Raw genomic sequence first — 24,195 nt, forward strand, 5'->3', positions numbered from 1 at the left:
CAGCCATGAGCCCCGCGCAGCCGCCGATCCGCGACGCCGCCCCGTGCGACGCCGCGGCGATCGCGCGGCTGCACAACGCGCTATGGCATGAAACCTACGCCGTCCTGGCGCCCCCGGAAGTGCGCCAGGCGATGACGGAGGAAATCCGGCTCGAGCGCTGGCGGGCCCTGCTGGGCGGCCCTGGGCCGCATGCGGCGCTGGTCGCCGGAAGCGGTCCGGACCTGGCAGGCTTCGCGCTTCTGGGTCCCCCGACGGAGGCGATTTTCGGCGGCCGGTGCGAGGTCAAGCACCTGTTTGTCCGACGCGACCGGCAGGGCGAGGGACTGGGCAGGCGCCTGATGGCCGAAGCAGCGCATCGAGCGGTCCACTTCGGCTTTTCGGGCCTGGGACTCGGGGTCGTGGATGGCAACGACGGCGCGATCGCCTTCTACGCCGCATTGGGAGGGGTCCGCGCTGCTCCTACATCGACCCCGGCCCACGCTGGCGGTCAAGAAATTGGCTGTTCACCTGGGACGATCTCGGCCGTCTGAGCCGCGGCCAGGAACGTCAGGGGACCCATCGCGACTGACCCCCAAGGCTCCTACCGATGCGCCGACGGCTGGAGGTGAAGGCGCATCAGGATGTCCTGGTTATAGTTGCCGAAGCCGCGGCCGAAGATGTTCACCCCGCCGGGACGCGCAGCATGCGGGTCGATCCCGATGCGCAGGCGAATGGAATGGTGCTCCGCCAACGAAAGATCGCCCAGCGAGACATTCGATAGCTTGACGTCATTCATGAAAGTCCCGTCGGGCGTCACCCGCCAGTGCGTCAGCACGCCGTACTGCGAGCCCTCCAGCTTCCACCACCGCGGCGTCAGCGCGCCGCGCTGGTCGCCGTAGTCGCCCGGGCAGGTCCAGGCGCCGATCTCGACGCCGTTCACCCAAAGGCTGATGTCGGAGGGCCAGTCGGTGTTGGTTCCGGGCACCTCCGACGAGAGCTCCATCACGAACTCAAGGGCGGCGAGATCGGTCTTGAGCACCTTGGCGTTGTTGGGGAACTTGTATTCCACGAAGCCGCGGCCGAACCAGATCAGGGCCGCCTGCACCCGGCATGGGTCCAGGAAGAGGTCCGGGACATCCAGCAGTCCCATGATGCTCTGGGTCGAGCACATGCCGCAGGGCGCCGAGACGTCGTAGCTCGTGTAGAGTCCGAGCGGCATCTCGACCTCGATCATGTTCCGGTCGCGGTTCGGGTCCTCCGCGTCCAGGCGGACGACGATCTCGTCGAAACGCGCGGAGCAGATCTTCTGCTGGCCCTTCGCGGCCTTTCTGACCTCCGTGAGGATGAGCTCGGCGTCCTCGAGGATCTGGACATTCGTGGCGATCGTGGACTGCGGCAGCTCGAGCTTTTCGGCGATCTGGTTGACGTTGAGGGCGCCGCTTCGCCGCAGCAGCCGCAGGATGCGGACGCGCACCGGCGAGGCCAATCCGCGGATCACGCCGAGGTGGCGTTCCGGGTTCACCACCAGGAAGCTGCGCCCGGGCTCCCGGGCTTCAGCTTCCGGCCGCGGCGGGTCGGACGGGCTTCTCGGCTTGTCCTCGCGATCGAGCATCGGCGTGGGCTCCATCCCGGACGGCGGAGGTCCGCCGCCCGGGAGCATGTCTCAGCGGGGCGCGAGGCGGATCACGTTCCACGAGGCCGGCTTCAGGGTGACCCGAACCTTTCCGCCGTCCACCACGACGCCCTCCAGCGGCGCGGGCGAGACCCGCTCCGGCGCATCCTTGCTGTTGATCGCCTGCAGGTCGTCATGGCGCAGTTCGAGCGCCTCCTCGACCGTCAGCGCTCCGAAGCCGCGGGCGTCGATGCTGGCCTCGAGCTCCTGCTTGACGTCGCGGTTCAGGAGGAACAGCGACAATCCTCCCTTCTCGTCGGACACCGCCGCGACCTTCAGGTAGGCCACGTTCGAGACCGGGAAGGACAGCTCCTGCTGCCCGCGCGGGTCGTAGTACTCGGCGTCGTAGCCTTCGCTCTCGACCTGGGCGCGCAGCACCTTGCCGCGGCCGTGTTTCGACATCTGGGCGAAGGGATGGAAGATGGTCTGGCGCCAGGCGGGACCGCCCGTTTCCGTCATGATCGGCGCGATCACGTTGACGAGCTGCGCCAGGCAGGCGGACTTCACCCGGTCGGCATGGTTGAGGAGGGAGATGCAGGCTCCGCCGAAGGCGAGCGCATCCTCCATGGTGTAGATCTCTTCCAGGATCGGCGGCGCGATCGGCCAGCCCTCCTTCACCCGGTCCTGGCGCTTGCGGCGGGTCCGGTACCACACGTTCCACTCGTCGAAGCTGAGCATGATGCGCTTGGTCGAGCGGCGGCGGGCGGCGACGCCGTCGGCGATCGCCACGACCTCGTCGATGAAGTTGTCCATGAGGTCGGGCGAGGCCAGGAAGGAGGCCGTGTCGCCCTTGTAGTTGTTCAGGTAGGTGTGCAGCGAGATGTAGTCGGCATGCTCGAAGGTGTGCTCGAGCACCTCGTCCTCCCAGCGGCCGTAGGTCGGCATGTTACGCGCGGAGGAGCCGCAGGCGGCCAGCTCGATGCTGGGGTCGATCCAGCGCATCATCTTGGCCGCTTCCTTGGCGACCAGGCCGTATTGCGTGGCGGTCTTGTACTCCATCTGCCAGGGGCCATCCATCTCGTTGCCCAGGCACCAGAACTTGACGTCGTGGGGCTTCTCCCAGCCGTGCTTGCGGCGCAGATCGGACCAGTAGGTGCCGCCAGGATGGTTGCAGTATTCGACCAGGTTGCGCGCCGCGTCCCCGGCGCGGGTGCCCAGGTTCACCGCCATCATGGGCTCGACGCCGGCCGCCTTGCACCAGTCCATGAATTCATTGGTGCCGAAAGTGTTGGGCTCGGTGGTGAACCAGGCGAGATCGAGGCGCGTTGGGCGCTCCTCCACCGGGCCGACGCCGTCCTCCCAATTGTAGCCGGAGACGAAATTGCCTCCCGGGTAGCGCATGATGGTGGGGCCGAGCTCGCGCACGAGGTCGAGCACGTCGCGGCGGAAGCCCTTCTCGTCCGCGGTCGGATGGCCGGGCTCGTAGATGCCGCCATACACGCAGCGGCCGAGATGCTCCACGAATGCGCCGAACAGGCGCGGGTCCGTGTGTCCGATCGCGAAGTCGCGATCCATGAGGACGTTGGCTTTTCTCATCGGGGTCTCCGTCGAAGGCTTGTTCCGGAAGCTCAGGCGCTGAAGGCCGGCGTCGCGTCGGGCGTCAGGACGGCCTCGCGCAGCTGGCGTGAATAGGGGTGCTGGGGCGCGGCCAGCACGGCGCGGGCCTCGCCCGCCTCCACCACGGCGCCCTTCTGCATGATGATGATGCGGTCGCTGATGGAGTAGGCCGTGGCCAGGTCGTGCGTGATGTAGATGATCGAGATGCCAAGGTCGTCCCGCAGGGCCTTGAACAGGGTGACGATGGCCATGCGCAGCGAGGCGTCGACCATGGAGACGGGCTCGTCGGCGACGATCAGCTTCGGGCTGGACACGAGCGCGCGCGCGATCGCCACGCGCTGCAGCTGCCCCCCGGAGAGCTCGTGGGGGAAGCGGCCCTTCACCTCGGCCAGCGAAAGCCCGACCTTGCGCAGCGCCTCGTCCGCCAGCCGCTCCGCGCCAGCCTCGTCCGTCGCGCCCCCGAAGCGGCGCGCCGTGAGGAGAAGGTAGCGGTCGAGCCGCTTCAGCGGGTTGAACGCCTCGAAGGGGTTCTGGAAGATCGGCTGCACGGCGTGCATGAAGCGCATCCGGTCCTCCCGGGTGCGCAGGGCGCCGACATCCAGCCCATTGAAGGTCAGCGCTCCGGCCGTAGGGCGCTCGACGCCGAGGATCATGCGGGCCGTGGTCGACTTGCCGCTGCCGGACTCGCCGATGATGGTGAAGATCTCGGGCCGGTCCTGCCGGATGGCGAAGGACAGGTCCTTCACGGCCTCGACCTTGCGGGAGGTGAAGAAGCCGCCCCGCGTGAATGTCTTGGACACGTGGTCGAGCCGCAGCAGGTCCCCGCTCATGCGGCTGCTCCCGGGTTCACGGCATGGCAGGCCACGCGATGGCCGGGCAGCGTCTCCACCATGGGCGGGACCTGCCGGGAGCAGATATCCATGGCCAGGGGGCAGCGGGGATGGAAGCGGCATCCCGGCGGCGGGTCCGCGAGGTTGGGCGGGCTTCCCTCCAGGCTCTTGCGCGGCGTGTCGTCGCCGATGCGCGGCAGGCTGCCGATGAGGTAGGTCGTGTAGGGATGCAGCGGGCGGGCGAAGACCTCGGGCGTGGGCGCCTCCTCCACGAGCCGCCCGCCATACATGATGCCGAGCCGGTCGGTGAGATGGGCGTGCACGCCCATGTCGTGCGTCACGAACAGGACGGACGAGCCCATCTCGCGCTGGATGCCGCGGATCATGCCGAGCACGTCCTTCTGCACGATGACGTCCAGCGCCGTCGTGGGTTCGTCGGCGATGATGAACTCGGGCTTACAGATGGTGGCGAGCGCGATGGTGACGCGCTGGCGCATGCCGCCCGAGAGCTCGTGCGGATAGGCGCGCAGCACGGCGGGATCGAGCCGCACCCGCGAGACGTGGTCGGCGACCCGCTCCTCGAACGCCCTGCGGGAGCCGCCGATGTGCCGCCACGCGAAGTCCCGGAACGTGTCGATGACCCGGCGCATCGGGTTCAGCACGTTCATCGAGCCCTGCATGACGTAGGACAGGTGGCGCCAGCGCACCCTCTCCAACACCTCCGGCGGGGCGGCGTGCAGGCCGGGATAGTCCGGCAGGAAGCTGAAGCGGATCGAGCCGCCGACCACCTCCAGCGGCGGCTTGATGGCGCCCGCGATGGTCTTGATCAGCGTGGTCTTGCCGGAGCTGGATTCCCCCGCGAGGCCGTAGATCTCGTTGCGGCGCACGTCGAAGGTGACGCCGTCCACGGCGCGCACGTCCCGGCTCACGCCGAAATGGTGCGTCCGGAAATGGGCCTGCACGTCCCTGACCTGCAGCACCGGCTCGGTCGAGGCGGCGGCGCTGGCGACAGGCGTCATGGGCTGCTTCAGGGCGACGGGACCGCTCATCGCGCGCCTCCCCCCATGCGGCTCAGCCGGCTGCGCGGGTCGATGTACTCGTTCATCGATACGGCGAGCAGGAAGAGCCCGACGAAGGCCATGATCACCACCGCCACCGGGAAGGCGATCCACCACCAGACGCCGGCCACCATGGCGGTGTGCTGGTTGGCCCAGTAGATCATGCCGCCGATGGTCGGGGTGTTGATGTCCGTGAAGCCCAGGACGGAGAGCGTCACCTCGAGCCCGATGGACCAGTTCATGTTGTTCATCGTGGTCGAGAACACGATGGGCATGACGTAGGGCAGGTGCTCCCGCGCCAGGATCTCGCGCGTCGTCATCCCGGAGAAGACGGCCGTCTGCGTGAACTCGCGCGTTTTCAGGCTCATCGCCACGGAGCGGATCAGGCGCGCGTCATAGGCCCAGCCGAGCGCGGCCATGATCACCGCCAGCAGCAGCCAGCTCATGCTGTCGCGCAGCACGAAGTAGAACAGCACCAGCAGCGGAAAGAGCGGGATGACGATGAAGGTGTCGTTCACCGCCATCAGGGCGCGGTCGATCCAGCCGCCCTTGTAGCCGCTGAGCAGGCCGATCACGAGCGACAGCACGCGGCTGATGACGGCCACGGTGAGGCCGAAGAGCAGCGTGTTGCGGATGGCGACCGTCAGCTGCCAGAACACGTCCTGCCCGCGCGAGGTCGTGCCGAACCAGTACTCCGCGGAGGGCGGGACGTCCGGCGCCACCACGTAGACGTCGGTCGGCGGGTAGGGCGAGAAGAAGGACAGTCCCGCCAGCCCGATCACGATCCCGACCAGGATGATCCCGATCCGGAACTCGAGGTTGTACTTGAGGAGGTCGCGCAGGATCGCCAGCATCAGCGCACCTGCACGCGGGGATCGAGGAGCGGGTACAGCAGGTCGATGGCGAGCACGCCGATCGACACGCCCAGGATCGAGATCGTGGTGACCCCGAGCACCAGGCCGTAGTCGCCGGCGTAGACCGCGTCGACCAGCAGCGTGCCCACGCCCGGGTAGCCGAACACCTTCTCGGTGATGATGGCGCCGTTGAAGATGCCGCCGAGCGACATGGCGAGGCCGGTCACCTGCGGGCCCAGCGCGTTGCGCATCACGTAGGAGCCCAGGATGCGCTCCCGGTTCACCCCGCCGAGTTCGGCGAACTGGACGTAGTCCTCCGTGACGATGTTGGACACGAGGGAGCGCATGCCCAAAAACCAGCTGCCCACGCCGATGAGGATCAAGGACAGGGCCGGCAGGATCGAGTGGAGGAGGACGCTGGACGCGTAGGCCCAGGTCCAGCCCTGGGGCAGGTTCATGGCCGAGCCGCCGTTGATCGGCAGCACTGGCCAGACGAAGCCGAAGACGATCAGCAGCACCAGGGCGACGATGTAGTACGGGATGGGATGGAGGCCCATGGCCACCACGCCCATCAGCTTGAGCGCGCGGTTGCGCTGGTAGTAGCCGGCGAGCCCGCCAAGCAGGTTGCCGAGCGCCCAGGTCACCACCGTGGACACGATCAGCAGCCCCATGGTCCAGGGCAGCGCCCGCCCGATCAGGGCCGACACCGGCGTCGGGAAGGCCGAGAGGGAGGGGCCGAAGTCGGCCCGCAGGATCCGGGACCAGAACGTCAGGTACTGCTGGCTCCAGGATCCGCCGAGCCCGTAGAGCTCCTTCAGGGACTGGCGCATCTGCTCGATCGCCTCCGGCGCCGTGTTGCCGAAGGAGGTGGCGGCCGAGATCGACTGCTCGACAGGGTCGATGGGCGTGGCGTGCGTGACCACATAGGCGAGGTTCACGCCAATGAAGACCACCAGGACGAACTGTCCGAGACGCTTGGCGAGGTAGGCGAGATAGCCGCTCATGAGCCTTCCGGATGTGCGGGGGCTTGCGGGCGGCGAGGCCGCCGCCCGGCGATGGCGCGGGGCGCCTTATTTCCCGGTGGGCTTGAGCTTCACGAACATGTAGCGGGAGTTGCCCCAGTTCGGGACCGGGTTCGTGTACGGGTTCGCGGCGGTCGGGTAGCCGGTCCAGTAGGTCTGGTCCATGGCCGTGAAGACGTTGTAGGCCATCAGCGGAATGGTCGGCATCTCGCGAACGGCGAGCTTCACGTAGTCCTTGCCGAGCTCGATGGCCTTCGGGTCATCGAAGTCGATGGTCCGCGTCTTCTCGATGATCTTGTCGAGTTCCGGATTGGACCAGCGCTGCCAGTTGCGCAGGGGCTGCGGCTTGCCGGGCTCGGCCACGAACTGGGAATGCCAGCTGTCCATGAAGTAGGACAGGTCCTGGTGCCCGCCCCAGGTCTCGACGCTCCACCCGATGAAGGTGTCGAAGTCCCCTGCCCCACGCCGGGTCAGCAGCGTGCCCTGGGCGACGTCGATCTTGGCGTCGATTCCGGCCTGCTTCCATTCCTGCGCGATCATGGATCCGGCGCGGGTCATCACCGGCCGCAGGTCTCCTTCCACCATCACCCGGATGGTGAACGGCTTGCCGTCGGGCGTATGCCACTGGCCGCCCACCTTCTTGTAGCCGGCGCGCTCCAGCAGCTCCTGGGCCGCCTGCGGGTTCTTCTTCCACCAGCCCATGCCGAAGGCCTTCTCGACCTCCTTCGGGTCCTTCGGGATCTGGTCGCCGAGCGAAGGCCGGAGCATGGCGGCGATCTGCTGGCCGACGCCCGGGTCGTACGGCTTGAACTTCTGCTTGCCGGTGTCGAGCTCGAAGTCCTTGAGCCAGGCTTCCATGGGCTCGTGGTAGGCCTGCACGTGCTTGCCCGTGGGCGGCACGCCGATGGCCGAAATGGTGGCTGCGCCGCGATAGGCGGCCATCACCACCGACTTGATGTCGATGAGGAGTGCGAGCGCCCAGCGCACGTCCTTGTTCTTGAAGTTCTCGTTCTGCGTGTTGAAGATCAGGGCCGGCAGCGTCGGATCCGGGTGCCCGTAGGGGAAACCCTTGAACCATGAGATCGTGCTCTTGCCCTGCTTCGCGAGCGTGAACATGCCTTCGGGCGCGATGTCGTGGACCACGTCCAGCTCGTGGTTCAGCTGCGCGATGACCCGCTTGTCTGGCGGGCCGGGATCCACATAGGCGAGGTACTTGGGCCCGGGCTTGCCGAAGCGGGCGAGCGTGGTGCGCTGCCAGTCGTCCCGGAGCTGCCAGATGTACCACTTCCCATCCGGGTCATAGCTGTGCAGCACATAGGCGCCCAGCGACACCGGCTTGTTGAAGTCGAACTTGAGCGGATCGGCCACCTTCTCGAAGATGTGCTTCGGCAGGATCCAGATGGCGCCCCAGCGCACGGTGAAGTTGGTGTGGAAGCGCGAGTTCGGCTTCTTCAGCTTGAAGACGACCGTGTAGTCGTCCGGCGTCTCCATGGAGGCGACGTTGTTGGCCAGCACCGCGCTGAAGCGCATGCCCGGGTTCTTGATCTGGGTGTCGACCGTGCCGACCACGTCGGCGGCGGTGAACTCGACGCCGTCGCTCCAGTAGATCCCCTTGCGCAGCTTCACCGTCATCTCGGTGAAGTCGGCGTTGTAGGCCGGCTTGTCCGAAGCGAGCGAGTTGTCCCAGACGCCATCGATCCCGCTTTCCGGGTCGATATACCAGAGCGTATCGAGCGCTACCTGCTGCAGTCCATTCGATTGGCTGCCAGCATTGATCGCCCAGATATTGAACCACCCGGCATTCTTGATGGTGCCTTCGGGGTTTTCCAAGATGAGCGTTTCGTTGCGCGGAATATTCTGCGGAATCCCTTGCGTATAGCCTGGTGAAGATAGGCCGAATAGACTTGGCGCGAAGACGCAGGCTGCCAGCAGCCAGGCACGTGGAGTGCGGCTCATCATGTCCTCCCAGGCACGACGCCTTGCAACGGCGTTCGCTTATTGAGGGAGCATAGATGCCGCTGGTTGTCTCAACAACGGGCTTTCTGATTTGTACCCGAATGACCGATACGGACGCGGTTGCTGATCATTCGAACGACCCAGGGGCGTCCGGCGCCTCTTGAGAACTAGCCGGCCCGAGACAGAACAGGCGTCTGCGTCGCCAGGGCGGTTGGCTTGCCCATGTCGCCTTCCAAAGGGACGTGGCGGGCGATGTCGTCCCGCGCGCCCAGCAGCAACGCGGCCGCGGCGTGCTGGCGCCCCGCGTCGAATCGCGAGTAAGGGCCCGAAATCACCAGCGCCCCGATGAGTCGTCCGGCCATGTCGTGGACCGGCGCCGCGACGGAAGCCGTATGCGGTTCTCGCCCCCGCGCCATCAGCACGCCGTCCGCGCGGATCCGATCGAACTGCCGCCCTTTCGCGCCCTGGAACGCCTGCAGCACGCGGCCGACCACGCCCTCGTGCAACGGCAGCCTGGTCCCCTCCTCCAGGTGATGCCTGATCACGTGGCGCGAGTTCTCGCGAACGAGGCACACGCGCTCCGTATGCTCCGCGACGTAGAAGGACGCGCTCTCGCCCGTCTGGTCGCGCAGGCGCTGCAGAACGGGCCGGACCACTGTCTCGAGCCGGAACTGGTGGCGATAGCCTTGCGCCAGCCGCAGCACCTTCGGGCCGATCCGATAGATCATGCGCTCGTCGCGGTCGAGGTAGCCGCACGCCTCCAGGGTGGCGCACAGGCGCAGGGCCGTGGCCTTGCTCATCCCGTTTCGGGCCGCCAGCTGAGTCAACGTGTAGCCCTCGGGCCGATCGAGGAACGAGTCCATCACGTCCAGCGACTTGCGGACGGTCAGCGAGGTGGATCCCGTTCGGGCGCCTGCATCCTTGGTCGGGTCCGCCTTCGCCATGATTACAGCCCACGTGATCGCATCATGCGAAAGCTAGCACAAGCGGTTCAGCATTTGAAACAGCTTCGCTTGGCGGATCTACACTCCAGGCGACGCAGACAGCCGGCCAATTCCGCCGGTTCCGAGAGGGATTTCCAGGCCTGCAGGCGCAGAACGGAGCAGCACGCACGGCTCTTGTTTCAAATTTCGGAACATAGGTTCATTTTTGATTGCGGGGTCGCGATCTCCTCACTAGCCTTTCCTTGCGACGGAGCCCAAGCTCGCGTCGCCGAGCGAAGAAAACTTCGCCGACCAAGGGGAGGATGGCGATGGCTGAGCCGTCAAGCGCCGGACGGGAGCGCTTCGGGGTGGCGTCCGAGCCGACGATGCGCCTTTCGGCGCCGGTCTTGGACCTGATCGGGGGACTGCTGTTCCTGGCCACCGCCCTGTGGCTGTGGTTCGGCGCCGCGTCCATCGAAGACACGGGCCAAGGCCTGAATGGCCCTGCGGGCTTTCCCCGCGGCGTAGCGATCCTGCTGGGGGGCTCGGCCCTGATGCTGGCGATCCAGGGCGCGGCGGCTCTGTCCGGGCGCCGCCTGGAGCGGCCCGTGACCGTACAGCGGCCCATGTCGGTGCTGGCGGCCATCATGCTGGTCATCCTTTACCCATTCCTGCTGCACTGGCTCGGCTACTACGCCGCGACCGGGCTTTGGCTGCTGCCCTTCTTCTGGATCTCGGGCTGCCGCAGCCCCTTGCTGATCCTCGGGTGCTCCGTCGGGTTCCTCGTGTTCACGAAGGTGCTCTTTGAAACGGTGCTCGGCACCCCCCTGCCCTGAGGAGCAACGGCATGTTGACCGGTTTCGGAGTCGCCCTGTCGCACATGATCTCCTGGCACGTGCTGGCCGGGCTCATCGTCGGCATTCTGGTCGGATATCTGGTGGGGGCCATCCCCGGCCTGACCTCCAGCATCGGCATAGCCCTCATGGTGCCGTTCACGTTCGCGCTGTCGCCTGTGGTGTCCATCGTGATGCTGGTCACCTTGTACATGGCCACGGAATACGCAGGGGCGATCCCGGCGATCCTGATGAACACGCCAGGGATACCCGCCGCAGCGGTGACGGCTCTGGACGGCTATCCCATGCGGCTGCGGGGCGAAGCCGGAACGGCCCTCACGATGTCCATCCTGAGCGCCGCATTCGGATCCTTCGTCAGCACGGCCCTTTTGATCGTCACCTCGACCTCCATCGCCTCCGTCGCGCTCGCATTCGGGCCGGCGGAGTATTTCGCGATCGCGGTGCTCGGGCTGAGCCTGGTCTCCTCGCTCTCGGGCTCGTCCATGCTCAAGGGGTTCATCGGCCTGTTCTTCGGCCTGGGCATCGGCGTGATCGGCACGGATCCTCTCGACGGCGTCAGCCGGTACGTCTTCACGGACGGCCTGCTCAGCGGCGTTACGTTCCTGCCCGCCTTGATCGGCCTGTTCGCCATGTCCAGCGTCTTCTCGATGGTGGAGCACGCGGCCGAGGCGCCGGAAGCGCTCAAGAGTCTTCCCAAGATCTCGGGCCAATTCGGCCTCATGCGCCCCTATCTGGGCACGCTGACGCGCAGCACCCTGGTGGGCTACCTCGTCAGCGTCATTCCCGGCCACGGGGCGGTCATTTCCGCCGTCGTGTCCTATGGCCTTCAGAAGCGGCTGTCGAAGCGGCCGGAGACCTTCGGCCACGGCAACCCGGAGGGGCTGGTCGCGGCTGAGACCGCGGCCAACGCCTCCGTTCCCGGAGCGCTAGCCCCCATGCTGTCGCTTGGGATTCCGGGCTCGGCGAGCACCGCGGTGCTGATCGGCGCCCTTACGCTGCACGGCGTTCAGCCCGGCCCGCTCCTGTTCGACAAGAACCCGGAGATCCCGTTCTCGATCTTCATCGCCATGGCGGTCACTATGCCGTTCATGGTCGCCCTGGGCCTGGGCGGCGCGCGGCTGTGGGTGCGCGTGACCCAGGTGCCGAAGAGCGTCATCGCCGGTCTCGTCGCCGCCATGTGTATGCTCGGCAGCTACGCCTCGCAGAACGACGTCTTCTCCATCTACATCACGATCTTCTTCGGCGTGATCGGCTACGCCATGAAGAAGATCCATGTCGAACCGGCCCCGATCGTCCTGGCGCTGGTCCTGGGCTACCTGACCGAGTCGAATTTTCGGCGTGCGCTGCTGAGCTCGGGCGGCGAATATGGCGTCTTCGTGCATCCGGTGCCGATGCTCTGCCTGGTCGCCGCAGTGGCGGTCCTGGTGATGCCCATGATCCCGCGTCCGGGCGCGAAGAAGGCCCTGGCGGTGTCGTGACCGGCTTCAGGCGTAACGGCGCGGCCTGCGATGCGCGCCGCATGGGAGGGCACATGCTGAGTCGCCGTGATTTCATGCAGAGAGGCGCCGTGGTGGCTGCGGGCCTGTCCGGAGCGGCCGGTCTGGCGCGCGCCGCCGAGACCGTGACGCTGCCCTTCGAGGCTGGCGAGCGACCGCTGGTCCGCTACCCCCAGAAGCGGCCCCTGATCCAGATGACGGCGCGCCCGCCGCAATTGGAAACGCCGTTCTCCGTGTTCAACGAGGGCGTGATCACGCCCAACGACGCGTTCTTCGTGCGCTATCACCTCGCCGGGATCCCCCTGTCGATCGATCCGGACGCGTTCCGCCTCGAGGTCGGCGGCAAGGTCGACAAGCCGCTGTCGCTTTCCCTGGCCGACATCAAGGCCATGGAGGCGGTGGAGGTGACGGCCGTGAACCAGTGCTCCGGCAACAGCCGCGGCTTCTTCGAGCCCCGGGTGGCCGGCGGCCAGCTCGCCAACGGCGCCATGGGCAACGCCCGCTGGAAGGGCGTTCCCCTCAAGGCGGTTCTGGACAAGGCCGGCGTGCAGGCCGGCGCGCGCCAGGCCACGTTCGACGGCCTCGATGGGCCGGTGGTCCAGGAGACGCCTGATTTCGTCAAGGCGCTCGACATCGACCATGCGCGCGACGGCGAGGTCATGCTGGCCTACGCCATGAACGGCGAGGACCTGCCGTTCCTGAACGGCTACCCGCTACGCCTGGTGGTGCCCGGCCACTACGGCACCTATTGGGTGAAGCACCTGAACCGGATCACCGTGCTGGACTCGGTCTTCAGCGGCTTCTGGATGGCGACGGCTTATCGGATCCCGGACAACGCCTGCGCCTGCGTGGACCCCGGGACCGCCCCCAAGGCCACGACGCCCATCAAGCGCTTCGACGTGCGCTCCTTCATCACCAGCCTGGCGGACGGCGCCGCCGTAAGGGCGCGCGAGGACGTCGTCGTGCGCGGGATCGCCTTCGATGGCGGCTACGGGGTGACGGACGTGGCCGTGTCTCCGGACGGCGGCGCGACATGGATCGCGGCGCGGCTGGGCGAGGACCTCGGCCGCTACTCCTTCCGCGAGTGGCAGGTCGCCTTGCGGTTGCCGCCCGGGGAGCACGCCCTGAAGGTCCGGGCGGTGAACCGCATCGGCCAGTCGCAACCCATGGAGCCGCTTTGGAATCCGGCCGGCTACATGCGCAATGTCGTCGAGACCGTGCGCGTGCGCGCGGCGTGAGGGAGGCTCTGATGAACGGACGCAATCTCGCGCGCGCCCTGTGGGCCGGCGCCCTGCTCGCCACGTCGGGCGCCGCCTTGGCGGCCCCCGTCACCTATACGCTGCCGGAGGAGACCGCGACGCTGCGGCCCGGGCCGGGAGTGGAGACGGCCCGCAACAACTGCTCCGCGTGCCATTCGGCGGACTACCTCGCCATGCAGCCGCCGAAGCAGGGGCGCGCCTTCTGGGAGGGCGAGGTCGCCAAGATGATCAAGACCTACAAGGCGCCGATCGCCGAGACGGACGTCAAGGCCATCGTCGACTACCTCGCGGCGACCTACTAGGCCCAGGGCCCAGGCGGTCACGCCCCCATGTGCCAGCCGCCGTTGAGATGCAGCGTCTGCCCCGTCACGAACCGCGCCGCCGGCCCGGCGAGGTAGCGCACGGCGGCGGCGATCTCCTCCGGCGCGCCCGGGCGCCCCGCCAGCGGCGCCCGCTCGCGGAAGTGCGCCGGGACCTCGCCCGCGCGCGCGGTCGCGACGTAGCCCGGGGACACGCAGTTCGCGGTCACGTGGGGCGCCCATTCGCGCGCGAGCGCGCGCGTGAGCCCGAGCACGCCCGCCTTCGCGGCCGACACGTGCGCGCGCCCGGACAGGCCCACATGCGCGGCCACGCCCCCGAGCGTCACCAGCGCGCCCTGCCCGCTCGCGCGCAGGTGCGGCCCGGCCGCCTGCGCGCAAAAGAACGTCCCATCCAGAATGCTCGACGTGATGCGGCGCCACTCCTGCGGGGTGATGGACTCGATGGCCCCGTCCGAGCGGGCGGCCGCGTTGCAGACCAGAATGTCGAGGCGCCCGAAGGCGCGCAGCGCCGCGTCGACCAGGGCCTGCGCGCCCGCCGGGTCGGCGACATCGGCGAGCGCCACCTCGGCCGCGCCCCCGTCGGCGCGCACGAGCGCGGCGGTCTCCTCGGCGGCGTCCCGCGACGCATGCGCGGCGACCAGCACCGAGGCGCCGCCCCGGCCCAGCCCCAGCGCGATGGCACGCCCGATATTGCGCGCCGCGCCGGTGACCAGCGCCACCCGGCCCTCCAGTTCGCGCCCCGCGAAGACCCCGCTCGCATCTGCCTGCATGGCGTCCTCCGTCCGTTGCTCAAGCCCGTGTTGCAATGACTAAACGAGCGTAGTAGCAATAGCAACAACCACCGGGCGCGCTGCGGCGCGACGCCGCGAAAAAGCAGGATCGGGGAGGCTCATGGCGCGCATCGAACGGATCGAAGTCCGGCGGCTGAGGCTGCCGCTGGTCAAGCCCTACCGGCTCTCCTATCGGACCTTTCAGGAGTTCGAGCCCTACGTGGTCTTCGCGCACGACGACGAGGGCCGCAGCGGCTTCGGCGACGCGCACGTGTCTCCGGGGTCCAGCAGCGAGACCCGCGAGGGAGCGTGGGCTTTCATCGCGGACCACGCGGCGCGCGCGCTCGGACGCACTCCCGCCGAGGCCAAGGCGCTCGTTCTCGACGATTTCGAAGAGAGCAAGGCCGCCACCACCGCGTTGGTCAGCGCGATCGAGGTCCTGGAGCGCAATCCGCTGCTGGACATCCCGGCCGACCTCACGCTGCCGTTGCTGGTCCCGGTGGGCGCCCTCGACGAAGCCGGTATCGCCCGCGAGGTCGAGGCGCTGCTTGAGCAGGGCTTCCGCACCTTCAAGGTCAAGGTGGGGGCCGACGTGGAGGCCGACCTCGCCCGGGTCGCCGCCATCCAGCGCAGCGCCCGCGGACAGGCGACGCTCCGCCTCGACGCCAACCGGGCCTACACGCGCGAGCAGGGGGTCGCCTTCGCGTCCCGCCTGGATCCGGAAGGGATCGAGCTCTTCGAGCAGCCCTGCCACGCGGACGACTGGGAGGCCAACGGCGCGGTCGCCAAGGCTTCCACCGTGCCGCTGATGCTGGACGAGCCCATCTGCACGCTGGCCGACATCGCCCGGGCCGGCGGCATGGAGCGCGTGGCCTTCTGCAAGCTCAAGCTGAAGCGCTTCGGCGGGCTCGACCGCCTCAAGGCGGGGCTCGACGCCGTGCGCGCCCATGGCATGGAGCCCGTGTTGGGCGACGGCCTCGGCAGCGAGATCCAGGGCTGGCTGGAAGCCTGCGTGGCCCGCACCACCATCCGCGGCGCGGGCGAGTTCAACGGCTTCCTGAAGCCGCACGATCGGCTGTTCCGCAACCCCCTGCCCTTCAACGACGGCTCGATGCGCCTGCCGGCGGGCTACTGGCCCGACCTCGATCGCGACGCCCTCGAGCGCTTCACCACCGAGCGCATGACGTTCGGACCCGACCACGAGAGGACAGCCTGATGGCCCACGAAGAGATGCTCGCCGAACTCGACCGGCGTCGCGCGGCGGCGAGCCGCATGGGCGGACCCGACAAGTTGCGCAAGCGCGAGGAGCGCGGCCAGCTCAGCGCGCAGCAGCGCCTCGACGCCCTGATCGATCCGGACAGCTTCCTCGAGGTCGGCCTTCTCGGCGCCTCCGGCGTATTCGAGTCAGACGTGCCCTCCACCCCACGCGACGGCAAGCTCACCGGCTTCGGCCGGGTGGACGGCCGCGACGTGGGCGTCGTGGTGAACGACTTCACCACCAAGGGGGCCTCTACGAGCGCCACCAACTCCAAGAAGATGGGCTACATCCGCAAGACCTGCACGGAGAAGGGCATGCCCTTCATCCATGTGGGCGAGTCCACCGGCGCCCGCCTGCCCGACGCCATGGGCTCCAAGGGCATGGGCGCCCTGCTCGGCAACGATGTGACCCAGTTCAGGCGCATGCGCGACACGCCCTGGGTCTCGGCCGCGCTGGACACCTCCTTCGGCTCGTCTGCCTGGATGTGCTGCTGCGCCGATTTCGCCGTCATGAAGAAGGGCTCGATCATGTCGGTGTCGAGCCCGCGCCTGGTCTCGATGGCCATCGGCGAGAAGGTCGACCTGGAGGCCCTCGGCGGCTGGCGCCTGCACGCGGAGCAGACCGGCCTCATCGACCATTTCGTGGACACGGACGAGGAGGCCATGGCGGCCATCCGGCGGTTCCTGTCCTACATGCCGAGCCACAACGGCGAGCTGCCCCCCGACGCCCCCGTGGCGGAGGGCTCCGGCGACAGGCAGGAGCGCATCCTGGAGGTGCTGCCGGAGAAGCGCACCCAGGTCTACAACATGAAGGCGATCATCGAGGTGATCGTGGACCGGGGCTCCTATTTCGAGATCAAGCCCCGCTTCGGACGCTCCGCCACGGTTGGGCTCGCGCGCCTGGGCGGCAAGGCCGTCGGCGTCATCGCCAACAACCCCCAGGTGGGCGGAGGCGCCCTGTCGGCGGAGGCCTGCCGCAAGATCATCGACTTCACGGTGATGTGCGACAGCTTCAACATCCCGCTCGTGCGCTTCATGGACACGCCCGGCTTCGTGGTGGGCCTCGACGCCGAGCGCAAGGGCGCCCCTGGGCAGATCATGAACTTCATGAACGCCACGTGCCTCACCACGGTGCCGCAGGTGACGGTCATCTGCCGCAAGGCCTATGGCCGCGCCTACGTGGCCATGGGAGGCGGCGCCCACAACGACGTCATGGTGGCCTGGCCGGGCGCCGAGGTGAGCTTCATGGACCCGGTGTTCGCCACCAACATCGTGAAGAACAAGTCGCCCGGGGACGAGGGCTTCGAGGACGCCCTGGCCGAGATCCAGAAGGATCTGGAGATCTGGGACATGGCCCGCATCTTCTCGGCTCACGACGTGATCAAGCCGCAGGAAACCCGCGTCTATCTCATCCGCATGCTGGACATCCAGCGCCGCCGCCGGTCGGGCGGCCTGGGCCAGCACCTCATGCGCACCTGGCCGACGAGCTTCTGAGGGCCGCGGAGATTCTCGCGAGTCCCTCCCGGCGTCATCCCCGGCCGGAGCCGCGGAGCGGCGCAGGGGAAGCGGATCCAGGGCCACGCGCGCTGCCTCTGGATCCCCTTCCCGCGCGTTCGGCGCGCCGGGGATGACGCCCTGAGCCACGACTCCATTTCGACCAAACCCGAGGTCCTCCATGACGTTCCAGTCGCAAAGCCCGCTGACGGGCGATCAACTGCTCGCCCGCGCCGTCGCCGAGGGCCGCTCCGCCCTGGATGAGAAGTCCGGCAAGGCCGTGCTGGAAAGCTTCGGGGTGCGCACGCCGCGCTCCGCCGTGGCCGCCGATGCGGCCGAGGGTGAGCGCCTCGCGGCCGGCTTCACCCCGCCCTTCGTGGTGAAGGTGGTATCGCCCGACATCCTGCATAAATCCGACGCTGGCGGGGTGGCCCTCAACGTCGCCGACGCGGCTGCCGTACGGACTGCAATCGCAGCCATGGCGCAAAAGCCCGCCATCGCGGGCGCAAACGTCGAAGGCTGGCTGGTCGAGGAGATGGTCCCGGCAGGGCGCGAGGTGGTGGTCGGCGGCTTCCGCGACCCACAGTTCGGCCCCATGGTCATGGTCGGGCTCGGCGGCATCTTCGTCGAGGTGCTCAAGGACGTGTCCTTCCGCATCTGCCCTATAGACGCGGGCGAGGCGCGCGCCATGCTGGCCGAGCTCAAGGGCCAGGAGCTGCTGCGCGGCGCGCGTGGCTCGGCGGCGGTGGACGAGGACGCCCTGGTCGACGTGATGCTGAAGGTGGGCGGCGCCGACGGCCTGCTCATGCGCCACGCCGACGTTGTCGCCGAACTCGACCTAAACCCCGTGATCGTCTCCGCCAAGGGCGCCGTGGCGGTGGACGCGCGCGTGCTGCTGCGTCCCGCCGAAGCGCATGAGGGCCGCGCGGCGGATGCCGACCCGGTGGCGGCGTTCCGCCCGCTGTTCGAGCCGCGCACGGTGGCGGTGATGGGCGCATCCACGAAGGACGTCGCCATCGCCAACACGTTCATCCGCCGCCTGAAGGCGTTCGGCTACGACGGCGCGATCTATCCCATCCACCCGACCGCGACCGAGATCGAGGGCTTCACCGCCTACCCGGACCTCGGCTCGACGCCGGAGCCCGTGGACTACGCCTATGTGGCCATCGGGGCGGCGCGCATCCCGGACGCGATCGCGGCGGCGCGCGGCCGCTGCAGGGTCGCACAGGTCATCTCGTCCGGCTTCGGCGAGGTGGAGGAAGGCAAGGAGCTGGAACGCGACCTTGTCGCCAAGGCGCGCGAGGCAGGCGTCCGGGTGATCGGCCCCAACTGCCTCGGGACCTACTCGCCGCGCGGCAAGCTCACTTTCCCCGCCGGCGCGCCCCAGGAGGTAGGCACCATCGGCGTTGTCGCCCAGTCGGGCGGCCTGTCGACGGACATCATCAAGCGCGGCCAATGGCGCGGACTGCGATTCAGCGGCCTCGTGACCATCGGCAACAGCGCCGACGTCGCCCCGCATGAACTGCTCGAGTACTATTTCGCCGACCCGGTCACGAAGGCGGTCGGGCTCTACATCGAGGACGTGAAGGACGCGCGCGCCTTCTTCGACCTGATGCGCTCGCCGAAGGCGACAAAGCCGGTGGTCATCCTCAAGGGTGGACGCTCCAGCCAGGGCCGCCTGGCCGCAGCCTCGCACACGGGCGCCCTGGCGGGTGATGACAAGGCCTGGGACGCGCTGGCCCGCCAGACGCCCGCCGTGCTGGTGGCGACGGTGGACGCCTTCATCGACACGCTGCTCGCGCTCCAGCACCTGACCCTGCGCGCGGAGCGTCCCACCCGCTCCGTGACCCTGTTCGGAAACGGCGGCGGCTCGAGCGTGCTCGGCGCGGACGCCTTCGCGGCGGTCGGGCTTGATGTGCTGCCCTACGAGGGGGAGGCGCGCGAGCGCCTGGAGGCCATGGGCCTGCCGCCCGGCACCAGCGTCGCCAACCCGATCGACACGCCGGTCCGGACACTTCAGGAAAAGGACGGGCTCGTCGCCGGGGAGATCCTGGACATCGTCTACGCCCACGCGGCGCCGGACGCGATCGCCATGCACCTCAACCTGGCGGCCTTCGTGGGGCGCGGCAGCGTCGACCCCATCGACAACCTGTTCGCCGTGGTGGAGCAGACCCAGCGCAAGTGGGCCGGCAAGGCGCATTTCCTGCTGGCCCTGCGGACAGACGGCTCGGCCGAACTGGACGAGCGCCGCCGGCTCTACCGGGAAAAGGCGCGTGCGGCGGGGGTCCCCGTGTTCGACGAGATCGCCCCCATGGCGGCCGCCCTCGCCAATGTGCGGCATCTGGAGGAAAGGCTCGTCGCCTGAGGGCGCCGGCATCCCGCGCCGTCTCTCCCGGGAGCCGGCGCGTCTAGAAGCCCTCCGCCGTCATTGCGAGCCGCAGGCGAAGCAATCCAGTGGGGCTGGGCGCGACGCCGGTATCGTTTCCCCCGTCCGCCCCTGGATTGCTTCGTCGCTGCGCTCCTCGCAAGGACGGGGGAGCTCGATCCGCGCTAGCCTAGTCCCGTCCGCTCCTGGAAGGAGCGGATCTCGGCGGGCGAGAAGCAGGCCATTCGCAGGTCGCGCAGGTGGAGCCCGAAGGCGGCCTCGATCTGCGGGCCGAAGCGGGCGAAGATTTCGGCCATGTAGTAGTCGTGCCGGACGAGCGACTGGGCCAGGGTCACGATGGGCTTGTTGCGGGTGTGCGCGGCCACGACCTCCTGGTCGAGGCGCGCCGTCAGCATCTGGGCGTGGTCGACGGCCACCGTGAACAGGTTGTCGGCGGAGCCCATGCGCACGCCGTTGCCCTCGTGGATGTAGACGCGCCAGCGCTCGTTGAATCGGAACTCGTCGGCATCAGGTCCGAACAGCACGATCAGCGCCTCGACGCCCCGATCTGCGGCCTCCTGCAAGGCGGCCTTGTGGCGGCGAAGCACTTCGTCCGCCGCCTTGATCCACAGCACGCTCTGGGCTTCGCGGATCAGGGTGTCGATCTTGTCGTGGACGCTCGCCTCGCCGCGCAGCGTCCAGACGTACTGGTCTTCCAGGGGCGGCGTCAGAGCGGAGAGCTGGTCGGCCAGGTCCGTGCAGAGATTGCGGGTCTGGCGCGCAATGGCGTCGAACAGCTGCTTGGGATCGGCCGCGACATAGCGGATGGGGTTCTCGCTGACAGGCAGCACGGCGCCGCGCTGGGCGAGCGCCTCCAGCGCCTGGTAGGCGTTGGGGCGCGGCACGCCGGTGGTCTTGGAGATCTCGTAGGCGGTGGCGGGCGACTGGCGCACCAGCTGCACGTAGATCCTCGCCTCATAATCCGTGAAGCCGAGGCGACGCAGGTCAGCCGTCGCCTCGGTTCCTGTCGCTTGCGAAACGCTGAGCTTGCCGGCCACTTCGAGATCTCCTCGTCCGGAGAGTGAGACGATTTTCGCCGCGGCCGCAAGCTTGCGCTGACGCTCAGGCCGAACGCCCCAGCCAACGCCAGGCCACGGGCGCCAGCGCCGCCGCAAGCGCCGCCTTGATGGCGTCGCCGACAAGGAAGGGCGCGACGCCCAGCGCCACCGCCTTCGACGGCCCGACGAAGCCGGCGAGCCAGGCGGCGCCGAAGACGTAGATCGTCAGCGAGCCGGCCAGCATGGCGGCGGCGACGCGCAGCGGCGTGCGGCTCCAGCCGCGGCTCGCCAGGGCGCCCGCGAGGACGGCCGCGGGGAGGAAGCCCATCAGGTAGCCTCCCGTCGGCCCGACAAGCGTCGCGGGCCCGCCGGTGAACACCGGCGCGCCGACGAGGCCCTCGAGCAGGTAGGCCGCCACCGTCACGGCCGCAAGGCGAGGTCCGTAGGCCAGGCCGATCAGCAGCACCGCGAAGGTTTGCATGGTGACGGGCACGGGCCACATCGGCAGCGCGACATGGGCCGAAAGGCCGATCAGGGCCGAGCCGGCGAGCGCCAGCGCGCCGTCGCGCAGCAGGCGGTTGGAAGGCGCCCAGAGGGCGTCGGCGAAGACGGTGTCGCGGGTGGTCATGGCTTGTCTCCCGTGGCGAGCAACTGGGCGCGGCGGCTGTCAATGAATCCGGTGTGCACGTCGCCGGAGGCGAAGGCCTCGTCCGACAGGCAGGCGAGGAGGAATTCGCGGTTGGTGGCGATGCCCTCCACCGCGAAGGCGCGCAGGGCGTCGGCCGCCCGGCGGCGGGCGGCGGTCCGGTCCGGTCCCCAGGCGATCACCTTGGCGAGCATCGGGTCGTAGAAGGGCGTGACGAGATCGCCTTCGCGGTAGCCGCTGTCGATGCGCAGGTCGCGCGCAGCCTCCGGCGCTCGGAAGATGCGCAAGGGGCCCGGCGACGGCATGAACATCTTGGCCGGGTTCTCGGCATAGAGTCGGCACTCGATCGCGTGGCCCTTGGCGGCGATCGCCTCCTGGGCGAGCCGGCCGGGCTGGCCGGCGGCGAGCTCCAGCTGCATCGCCACGAGGTCGCGGCCGGTGATCATCTCCGTGACGGCGTGCTCCACCTGGATGCGGGTGTTCATCTCCAGGAAGAAGAACGCGAAGCTCTCGGCGTCCACGATGAACTCCACCGTGCCCGCGCCCTCGTAGCGCACGGCCCGGGCGAGCCGCAGCGCGGCTTCCGCCATGGCGGCGCGGACGGGCTCCGGCAGCCCCGGCGCGGGACTCTCCTCGATCACCTTCTGGAAGCGGCGCTGGAGCGAGCAGTCGCGCTCGAAGAGATGCACGGCGGTTCCGTCCCCGTAGCCGAACACCTGGATCTCGACGTGCCGCGCCTTGGGCACGAAGCGCTCCAGGAACACGGCGCCGTCACCGAAGGCCTTGGCCGCCATGGACTGGGTCGCCCAGACCGTGTCGGCCAGGGTCGCCGGGGCGTCCACCCGGCGCATGCCGATGCCGCCGCCGCCGGCGGCCGCCTTGACGAGGAGCGGATAGCCCACGCGCTCCGCCTCGGCGGCGAGGCCCTCTGTGTCTCCCTCGGCGAAGCGCCGGCTGCCGGGCACCACCGGCACGCCCGCCTGCTCGGCCAGGTCGCGGGCGCGCTGCTTGTCGCCCATGGCGCGGATCACCTCGGCGCGCGGGCCCACCCAGACCAGGCCGGCCGCCGCGACCGCTTCCGCGAAGGCGGCGTTCTCGCTGAGGAAGCCGTATCCGGGATGGATCGCGTCGGCCCCCGCCTCGCGGGCGGCGGCCAGCACCTTGTCGGCCACGAGGTAGCTTTCGCGCGCCGCGGCGGGCCCGATGTGGACCGCGCGGTCCGCGGCCTGGACATGCGCCGCTTCGGCGTCCGCGTCCGAGTACACTGCGGCCGTCTCCAGCCCGAGCGCCTTGCAGGTGCGGAACACGCGCAGCGCGATCTCGCCGCGGTTGGCGACGAGCACGCGGCGGATGGGGCCGAGCCCGCTCATGCCTCGATCCTCGCCACCACCGTGCCCTCGGTCACGGTGTCGCCCTCGGCGACCAGGATCTCGACCACGACGCCGCTTTCGGGCGCCGAGACCGGGATCTCCATCTTCATGGATTCCATGATGAGGATCTGCTCGTCTTCCTCCAGCCGGGACCCCGGGGCTGCGACGATCTTCCAGATGTTGCCGGTGATTTCCGTCTTGACGTCGACCAGGGCCATGCGCGCCTCCTCCGGGACTGCTTGTTGAGGGCGACCCTAGTCCAGCGTTTTAGTAGTTGCAATAGCGACAACGCACGACTGCGCGGCCTCGCCGGAGCCCTGCCTTGGCGCGCGCGTCGGCGCACGAGCGAACACGGCCAGACAGCGGGAACAAAAGTAGTTGCATTAGCTGCAACTAGTCACCATCATCCGCTCGCGCAGGGGCCGGAGAGCCCACGAAAAAGCGGACACGGGTGGCAACACGGGAGGTTCACGACATGGCGTCGTTCATCAAGGTCGCGGCCGTCGCCGTCGCCATCGCGGCTGCGAGCACCGCGGCCAAGGCCGAGTATCCGGACAAGCCGATTCGCTACGTCCTCCACGTCTCGCCTGGCGGCGCGACAGACGTCATGGCCCGCAAGCTGGGCATCGGCCTCCAGCAGGAGCTCGGGCAGCCTCTGGTCATCGACAACCGCGCGGGCGGACGCGGCGCGTCCCAGATGGCCGAGCTGAAGAACGCCAAGCCCGACGGCTACACCATCGGGAGCGTCACAAACACCCACATCGCGGCGTTTCACCAGACGCTGAAGCAGTACAAGATCGACAGCGTCGATTGGATCGCCCGCCTTGCGGCCGAGCCCTACCTGATCGTCGTGCGCAACGACAGCCCCATCAAGAGCCTGAAGGACCTGGTCGAGAGCATCCGCTCCGCTCCCGGCAAGACGGTGATCGCCGGCTTCACTCGCGGATCGGGCAGCCACATCGCCTGGGAGATGCTGATGAAGGCCGCGGGCCTGCCCGGCAACGCGGCCAACTGGGTGCCCTACGACAGCGTCGGCGACGGCGTCACCGCGGTGCTGGGCGGCCATGGCGTGGCTACCGTCTCTTATGTGGACCTCGTGAAGGACCACGTCGAAGCGGGCAACCTGCGCGTCGTCGGCGTGATGACGGAATCGCGCATCGCCCAGTTCCCCGATGTGCCCACCTTCAGGGAGCAAGGCTTCGACGTGCCCACCGAATGGCAGCAGTGGCGCGGCGTCATCGGCCCCAAGGGCATGCCGGCGGATGTGAAGCAGAAGCTCGCGGCGGCCATCGAGAAGGTGATGAAGTCGCCCGACATGCAGTCCTATCTGAAGACCGGCTCCCTGGAATACAGCTTCGCCGGCCCGGAGGACTTCACGGCCTTCGCCAGGAAACAGGACCAGATCACGGTCCAGTGGCTGCAACAGCTCGGCATGATGAAATAGCAGCCTCCTTC

22 protein-coding genes are annotated in these 24,195 nt (G+C 68.6%); 9 read left to right on the plus strand and 13 right to left on the minus strand.

The genetic code is table 11. The annotated features are described in order from the left end of the window. Window positions 1-5 precede the first annotated feature (5 nt). Window positions 6-530 (plus strand): GNAT family N-acetyltransferase, encoded by a 525-nt coding sequence (locus SLNSH_RS08365; protein ID WP_106336218.1) that lies wholly within the window; start codon window positions 6-8, stop codon window positions 528-530. Window positions 531-580: 50 nt separating this feature from the next. Here SLNSH_RS08365 and SLNSH_RS08370 read toward each other — a convergent pair whose 3' ends face one another. The 8 genes from SLNSH_RS08370 to SLNSH_RS08405 all read right to left on the minus strand — a co-directional run bounded on the left by SLNSH_RS08370 (window position 581) and on the right by SLNSH_RS08405 (window position 9,872). Beyond that, window positions 581-1,591, minus strand: a complete 1,011-nt coding sequence (locus SLNSH_RS08370; protein WP_106336270.1) for an ArsR/SmtB family transcription factor — start codon at window positions 1,589-1,591, stop codon at window positions 581-583. Window positions 1,592-1,642: 51 nt separating this feature from the next. Further along, window positions 1,643-3,187, minus strand: a complete 1,545-nt coding sequence (gene arfA / locus SLNSH_RS08375) for an arabinosylfuranosidase ArfA (RefSeq protein ID WP_106336219.1) — start codon at window positions 3,185-3,187, stop codon at window positions 1,643-1,645. A 32-nt stretch (window positions 3,188-3,219) separates the two neighbouring features. Continuing rightward, on the minus strand, window positions 3,220-4,038 hold the full coding sequence (locus SLNSH_RS08380; protein WP_106336220.1) for an ABC transporter ATP-binding protein: 819 nt from the start codon (window positions 4,036-4,038) through the stop codon (window positions 3,220-3,222). Next, a complete protein-coding gene (locus SLNSH_RS08385) occupies window positions 4,035-5,057 on the minus strand; it encodes an ABC transporter ATP-binding protein (RefSeq protein WP_106336271.1) in 1,023 nt (340 codons plus the stop codon). The genes SLNSH_RS08380 and SLNSH_RS08385 overlap by 4 nt, the downstream gene beginning before the upstream one ends. Before the next feature lie 26 nt (window positions 5,058-5,083). Beyond that, a complete protein-coding gene (locus SLNSH_RS08390) occupies window positions 5,084-5,950 on the minus strand; it encodes an ABC transporter permease (RefSeq protein WP_106336221.1) in 867 nt (288 codons plus the stop codon). Continuing rightward, window positions 5,950-6,954, minus strand: coding sequence for an ABC transporter permease (locus SLNSH_RS08395; protein WP_106336222.1), 1,005 nt, complete (start codon window positions 6,952-6,954; stop codon window positions 5,950-5,952). The genes SLNSH_RS08390 and SLNSH_RS08395 overlap by 1 nt, the downstream gene beginning before the upstream one ends. 66 nt (window positions 6,955-7,020) lie before the next feature. After that, the gene (locus SLNSH_RS08400) at window positions 7,021-8,928 is read right to left on the minus strand and encodes an ABC transporter substrate-binding protein (protein WP_106336223.1); all 1,908 of its coding nucleotides are present in this window, start codon (window positions 8,926-8,928) and stop codon (window positions 7,021-7,023) included. Between the two features lie 167 nt (window positions 8,929-9,095). Then, the gene (locus SLNSH_RS08405; RefSeq protein WP_106336224.1) at window positions 9,096-9,872 is read right to left on the minus strand and encodes an IclR family transcriptional regulator; all 777 of its coding nucleotides are present in this window, start codon (window positions 9,870-9,872) and stop codon (window positions 9,096-9,098) included. A 308-nt stretch (window positions 9,873-10,180) separates the two neighbouring features. On the opposite strand from SLNSH_RS08405, the gene SLNSH_RS08410 reads away from it, so the two are divergent. The 4 genes from SLNSH_RS08410 to sorB are packed head-to-tail and all read left to right on the plus strand — an operon-like array spanning window position 10,181 to window position 13,762. Further along, complete coding sequence (locus tag SLNSH_RS08410; RefSeq protein WP_158266720.1) at window positions 10,181-10,687, plus strand: tripartite tricarboxylate transporter TctB family protein; 507 nt, start codon at window positions 10,181-10,183, stop codon at window positions 10,685-10,687. An 11-nt stretch (window positions 10,688-10,698) separates the two neighbouring features. Then, window positions 10,699-12,183 (plus strand): tripartite tricarboxylate transporter permease, encoded by a 1,485-nt coding sequence (locus SLNSH_RS08415; RefSeq protein ID WP_106336226.1) that lies wholly within the window; start codon window positions 10,699-10,701, stop codon window positions 12,181-12,183. Between the two features lie 53 nt (window positions 12,184-12,236). Beyond that, entirely contained in the window at window positions 12,237-13,439 is a 1,203-nt protein-coding gene (gene sorA / locus SLNSH_RS08420; RefSeq protein ID WP_106336227.1) for a SorA family sulfite dehydrogenase catalytic subunit, read from the plus strand. A gap of 11 nt (window positions 13,440-13,450) precedes the next feature. After that, window positions 13,451-13,762, plus strand: a complete 312-nt coding sequence (sorB, locus tag SLNSH_RS08425) for a SorB family sulfite dehydrogenase c-type cytochrome subunit (RefSeq protein WP_106336228.1) — start codon at window positions 13,451-13,453, stop codon at window positions 13,760-13,762. Between the two features lie 17 nt (window positions 13,763-13,779). Here sorB and SLNSH_RS08430 read toward each other — a convergent pair whose 3' ends face one another. Next, window positions 13,780-14,550, minus strand: coding sequence for an SDR family NAD(P)-dependent oxidoreductase (locus tag SLNSH_RS08430; RefSeq protein WP_106336229.1), 771 nt, complete (start codon window positions 14,548-14,550; stop codon window positions 13,780-13,782). 121 nt (window positions 14,551-14,671) lie between these two features. Here SLNSH_RS08430 and SLNSH_RS08435 point away from each other — a divergent pair, with 121 nt between their 5' ends. From SLNSH_RS08435 to SLNSH_RS25220, 3 genes are all read left to right on the plus strand, one after another. Continuing rightward, window positions 14,672-15,766, plus strand: a complete 1,095-nt coding sequence (locus SLNSH_RS08435; protein ID WP_106336230.1) for a mandelate racemase/muconate lactonizing enzyme family protein — start codon at window positions 14,672-14,674, stop codon at window positions 15,764-15,766. Further along, entirely contained in the window at window positions 15,766-17,301 is a 1,536-nt protein-coding gene (locus SLNSH_RS08440) for an acyl-CoA carboxylase subunit beta (protein WP_106336231.1), read from the plus strand. The genes SLNSH_RS08435 and SLNSH_RS08440 overlap by 1 nt, the downstream gene beginning before the upstream one ends. Before the next feature lie 181 nt (window positions 17,302-17,482). Beyond that, window positions 17,483-19,666, plus strand: a complete 2,184-nt coding sequence (locus tag SLNSH_RS25220) for an acetate--CoA ligase family protein (RefSeq protein ID WP_210202491.1) — start codon at window positions 17,483-17,485, stop codon at window positions 19,664-19,666. A gap of 185 nt (window positions 19,667-19,851) precedes the next feature. Here SLNSH_RS25220 and SLNSH_RS08455 read toward each other — a convergent pair whose 3' ends face one another. The 4 genes from SLNSH_RS08455 to SLNSH_RS08470 form a co-directional block, all read right to left on the minus strand. After that, on the minus strand, window positions 19,852-20,724 hold the full coding sequence (locus SLNSH_RS08455; RefSeq protein WP_158266721.1) for a TrmB family transcriptional regulator: 873 nt from the start codon (window positions 20,722-20,724) through the stop codon (window positions 19,852-19,854). Between the two features lie 64 nt (window positions 20,725-20,788). Beyond that, window positions 20,789-21,352, minus strand: coding sequence for a biotin transporter BioY (locus tag SLNSH_RS08460; RefSeq protein WP_106336233.1), 564 nt, complete (start codon window positions 21,350-21,352; stop codon window positions 20,789-20,791). Continuing rightward, window positions 21,349-22,740: an acetyl-CoA carboxylase biotin carboxylase subunit gene (locus tag SLNSH_RS08465; protein ID WP_245422149.1), complete on the minus strand. Its 1,392-nt coding sequence runs from the start codon at window positions 22,738-22,740 to the stop codon at window positions 21,349-21,351. The genes SLNSH_RS08460 and SLNSH_RS08465 overlap by 4 nt, the downstream gene beginning before the upstream one ends. Next, window positions 22,737-22,958 (minus strand): acyl-CoA carboxylase biotin carboxyl carrier protein subunit, encoded by a 222-nt coding sequence (locus SLNSH_RS08470; RefSeq protein ID WP_106336234.1) that lies wholly within the window; start codon window positions 22,956-22,958, stop codon window positions 22,737-22,739. The genes SLNSH_RS08465 and SLNSH_RS08470 overlap by 4 nt, the downstream gene beginning before the upstream one ends. A 257-nt stretch (window positions 22,959-23,215) precedes the next feature. Here SLNSH_RS08470 and SLNSH_RS08475 point away from each other — a divergent pair, with 257 nt between their 5' ends. Further along, entirely contained in the window at window positions 23,216-24,184 is a 969-nt protein-coding gene (locus SLNSH_RS08475; protein WP_106336235.1) for a tripartite tricarboxylate transporter substrate binding protein, read from the plus strand. Window positions 24,185-24,195 lie beyond the last annotated feature (11 nt).

This window comes from Alsobacter soli (genome assembly GCF_003004785.1).
Lineage (GTDB): Bacteria > Pseudomonadota > Alphaproteobacteria > Rhizobiales > Beijerinckiaceae > Alsobacter > Alsobacter soli.

Coding starts and splice junctions, on each gene's coding strand:
- SLNSH_RS08365 (WP_106336218.1), top strand. CDS start 6: ATGAGCCCCGCGCAGCCGCCGATCCGCGACGCCGCCCCGTGCGACGCC.
- SLNSH_RS08370 (WP_106336270.1), bottom strand. CDS start 1,591: ATGCTCGATCGCGAGGACAAGCCGAGAAGCCCGTCCGACCCGCCGCGG.
- arfA (WP_106336219.1), bottom strand. CDS start 3,187: ATGAGAAAAGCCAACGTCCTCATGGATCGCGACTTCGCGATCGGACAC.
- SLNSH_RS08380 (WP_106336220.1), bottom strand. CDS start 4,038: ATGAGCGGGGACCTGCTGCGGCTCGACCACGTGTCCAAGACATTCACG.
- SLNSH_RS08385 (WP_106336271.1), bottom strand. CDS start 5,057: ATGACGCCTGTCGCCAGCGCCGCCGCCTCGACCGAGCCGGTGCTGCAG.
- SLNSH_RS08390 (WP_106336221.1), bottom strand. CDS start 5,950: ATGCTGGCGATCCTGCGCGACCTCCTCAAGTACAACCTCGAGTTCCGG.
- SLNSH_RS08395 (WP_106336222.1), bottom strand. CDS start 6,954: ATGAGCGGCTATCTCGCCTACCTCGCCAAGCGTCTCGGACAGTTCGTC.
- SLNSH_RS08400 (WP_106336223.1), bottom strand. CDS start 8,928: ATGAGCCGCACTCCACGTGCCTGGCTGCTGGCAGCCTGCGTCTTCGCG.
- SLNSH_RS08405 (WP_106336224.1), bottom strand. CDS start 9,872: ATGGCGAAGGCGGACCCGACCAAGGATGCAGGCGCCCGAACGGGATCC.
- SLNSH_RS08410 (WP_158266720.1), top strand. CDS start 10,181: ATGGCTGAGCCGTCAAGCGCCGGACGGGAGCGCTTCGGGGTGGCGTCC.
- SLNSH_RS08415 (WP_106336226.1), top strand. CDS start 10,699: ATGTTGACCGGTTTCGGAGTCGCCCTGTCGCACATGATCTCCTGGCAC.
- sorA (WP_106336227.1), top strand. CDS start 12,237: ATGCTGAGTCGCCGTGATTTCATGCAGAGAGGCGCCGTGGTGGCTGCG.
- sorB (WP_106336228.1), top strand. CDS start 13,451: ATGAACGGACGCAATCTCGCGCGCGCCCTGTGGGCCGGCGCCCTGCTC.
- SLNSH_RS08430 (WP_106336229.1), bottom strand. CDS start 14,550: ATGCAGGCAGATGCGAGCGGGGTCTTCGCGGGGCGCGAACTGGAGGGC.
- SLNSH_RS08435 (WP_106336230.1), top strand. CDS start 14,672: ATGGCGCGCATCGAACGGATCGAAGTCCGGCGGCTGAGGCTGCCGCTG.
- SLNSH_RS08440 (WP_106336231.1), top strand. CDS start 15,766: ATGGCCCACGAAGAGATGCTCGCCGAACTCGACCGGCGTCGCGCGGCG.
- SLNSH_RS25220 (WP_210202491.1), top strand. CDS start 17,483: ATGACGTTCCAGTCGCAAAGCCCGCTGACGGGCGATCAACTGCTCGCC.
- SLNSH_RS08460 (WP_106336233.1), bottom strand. CDS start 21,352: ATGACCACCCGCGACACCGTCTTCGCCGACGCCCTCTGGGCGCCTTCC.
- SLNSH_RS08465 (WP_245422149.1), bottom strand. CDS start 22,740: ATGAGCGGGCTCGGCCCCATCCGCCGCGTGCTCGTCGCCAACCGCGGC.
- SLNSH_RS08470 (WP_106336234.1), bottom strand. CDS start 22,958: ATGGCCCTGGTCGACGTCAAGACGGAAATCACCGGCAACATCTGGAAG.
- SLNSH_RS08475 (WP_106336235.1), top strand. CDS start 23,216: ATGGCGTCGTTCATCAAGGTCGCGGCCGTCGCCGTCGCCATCGCGGCT.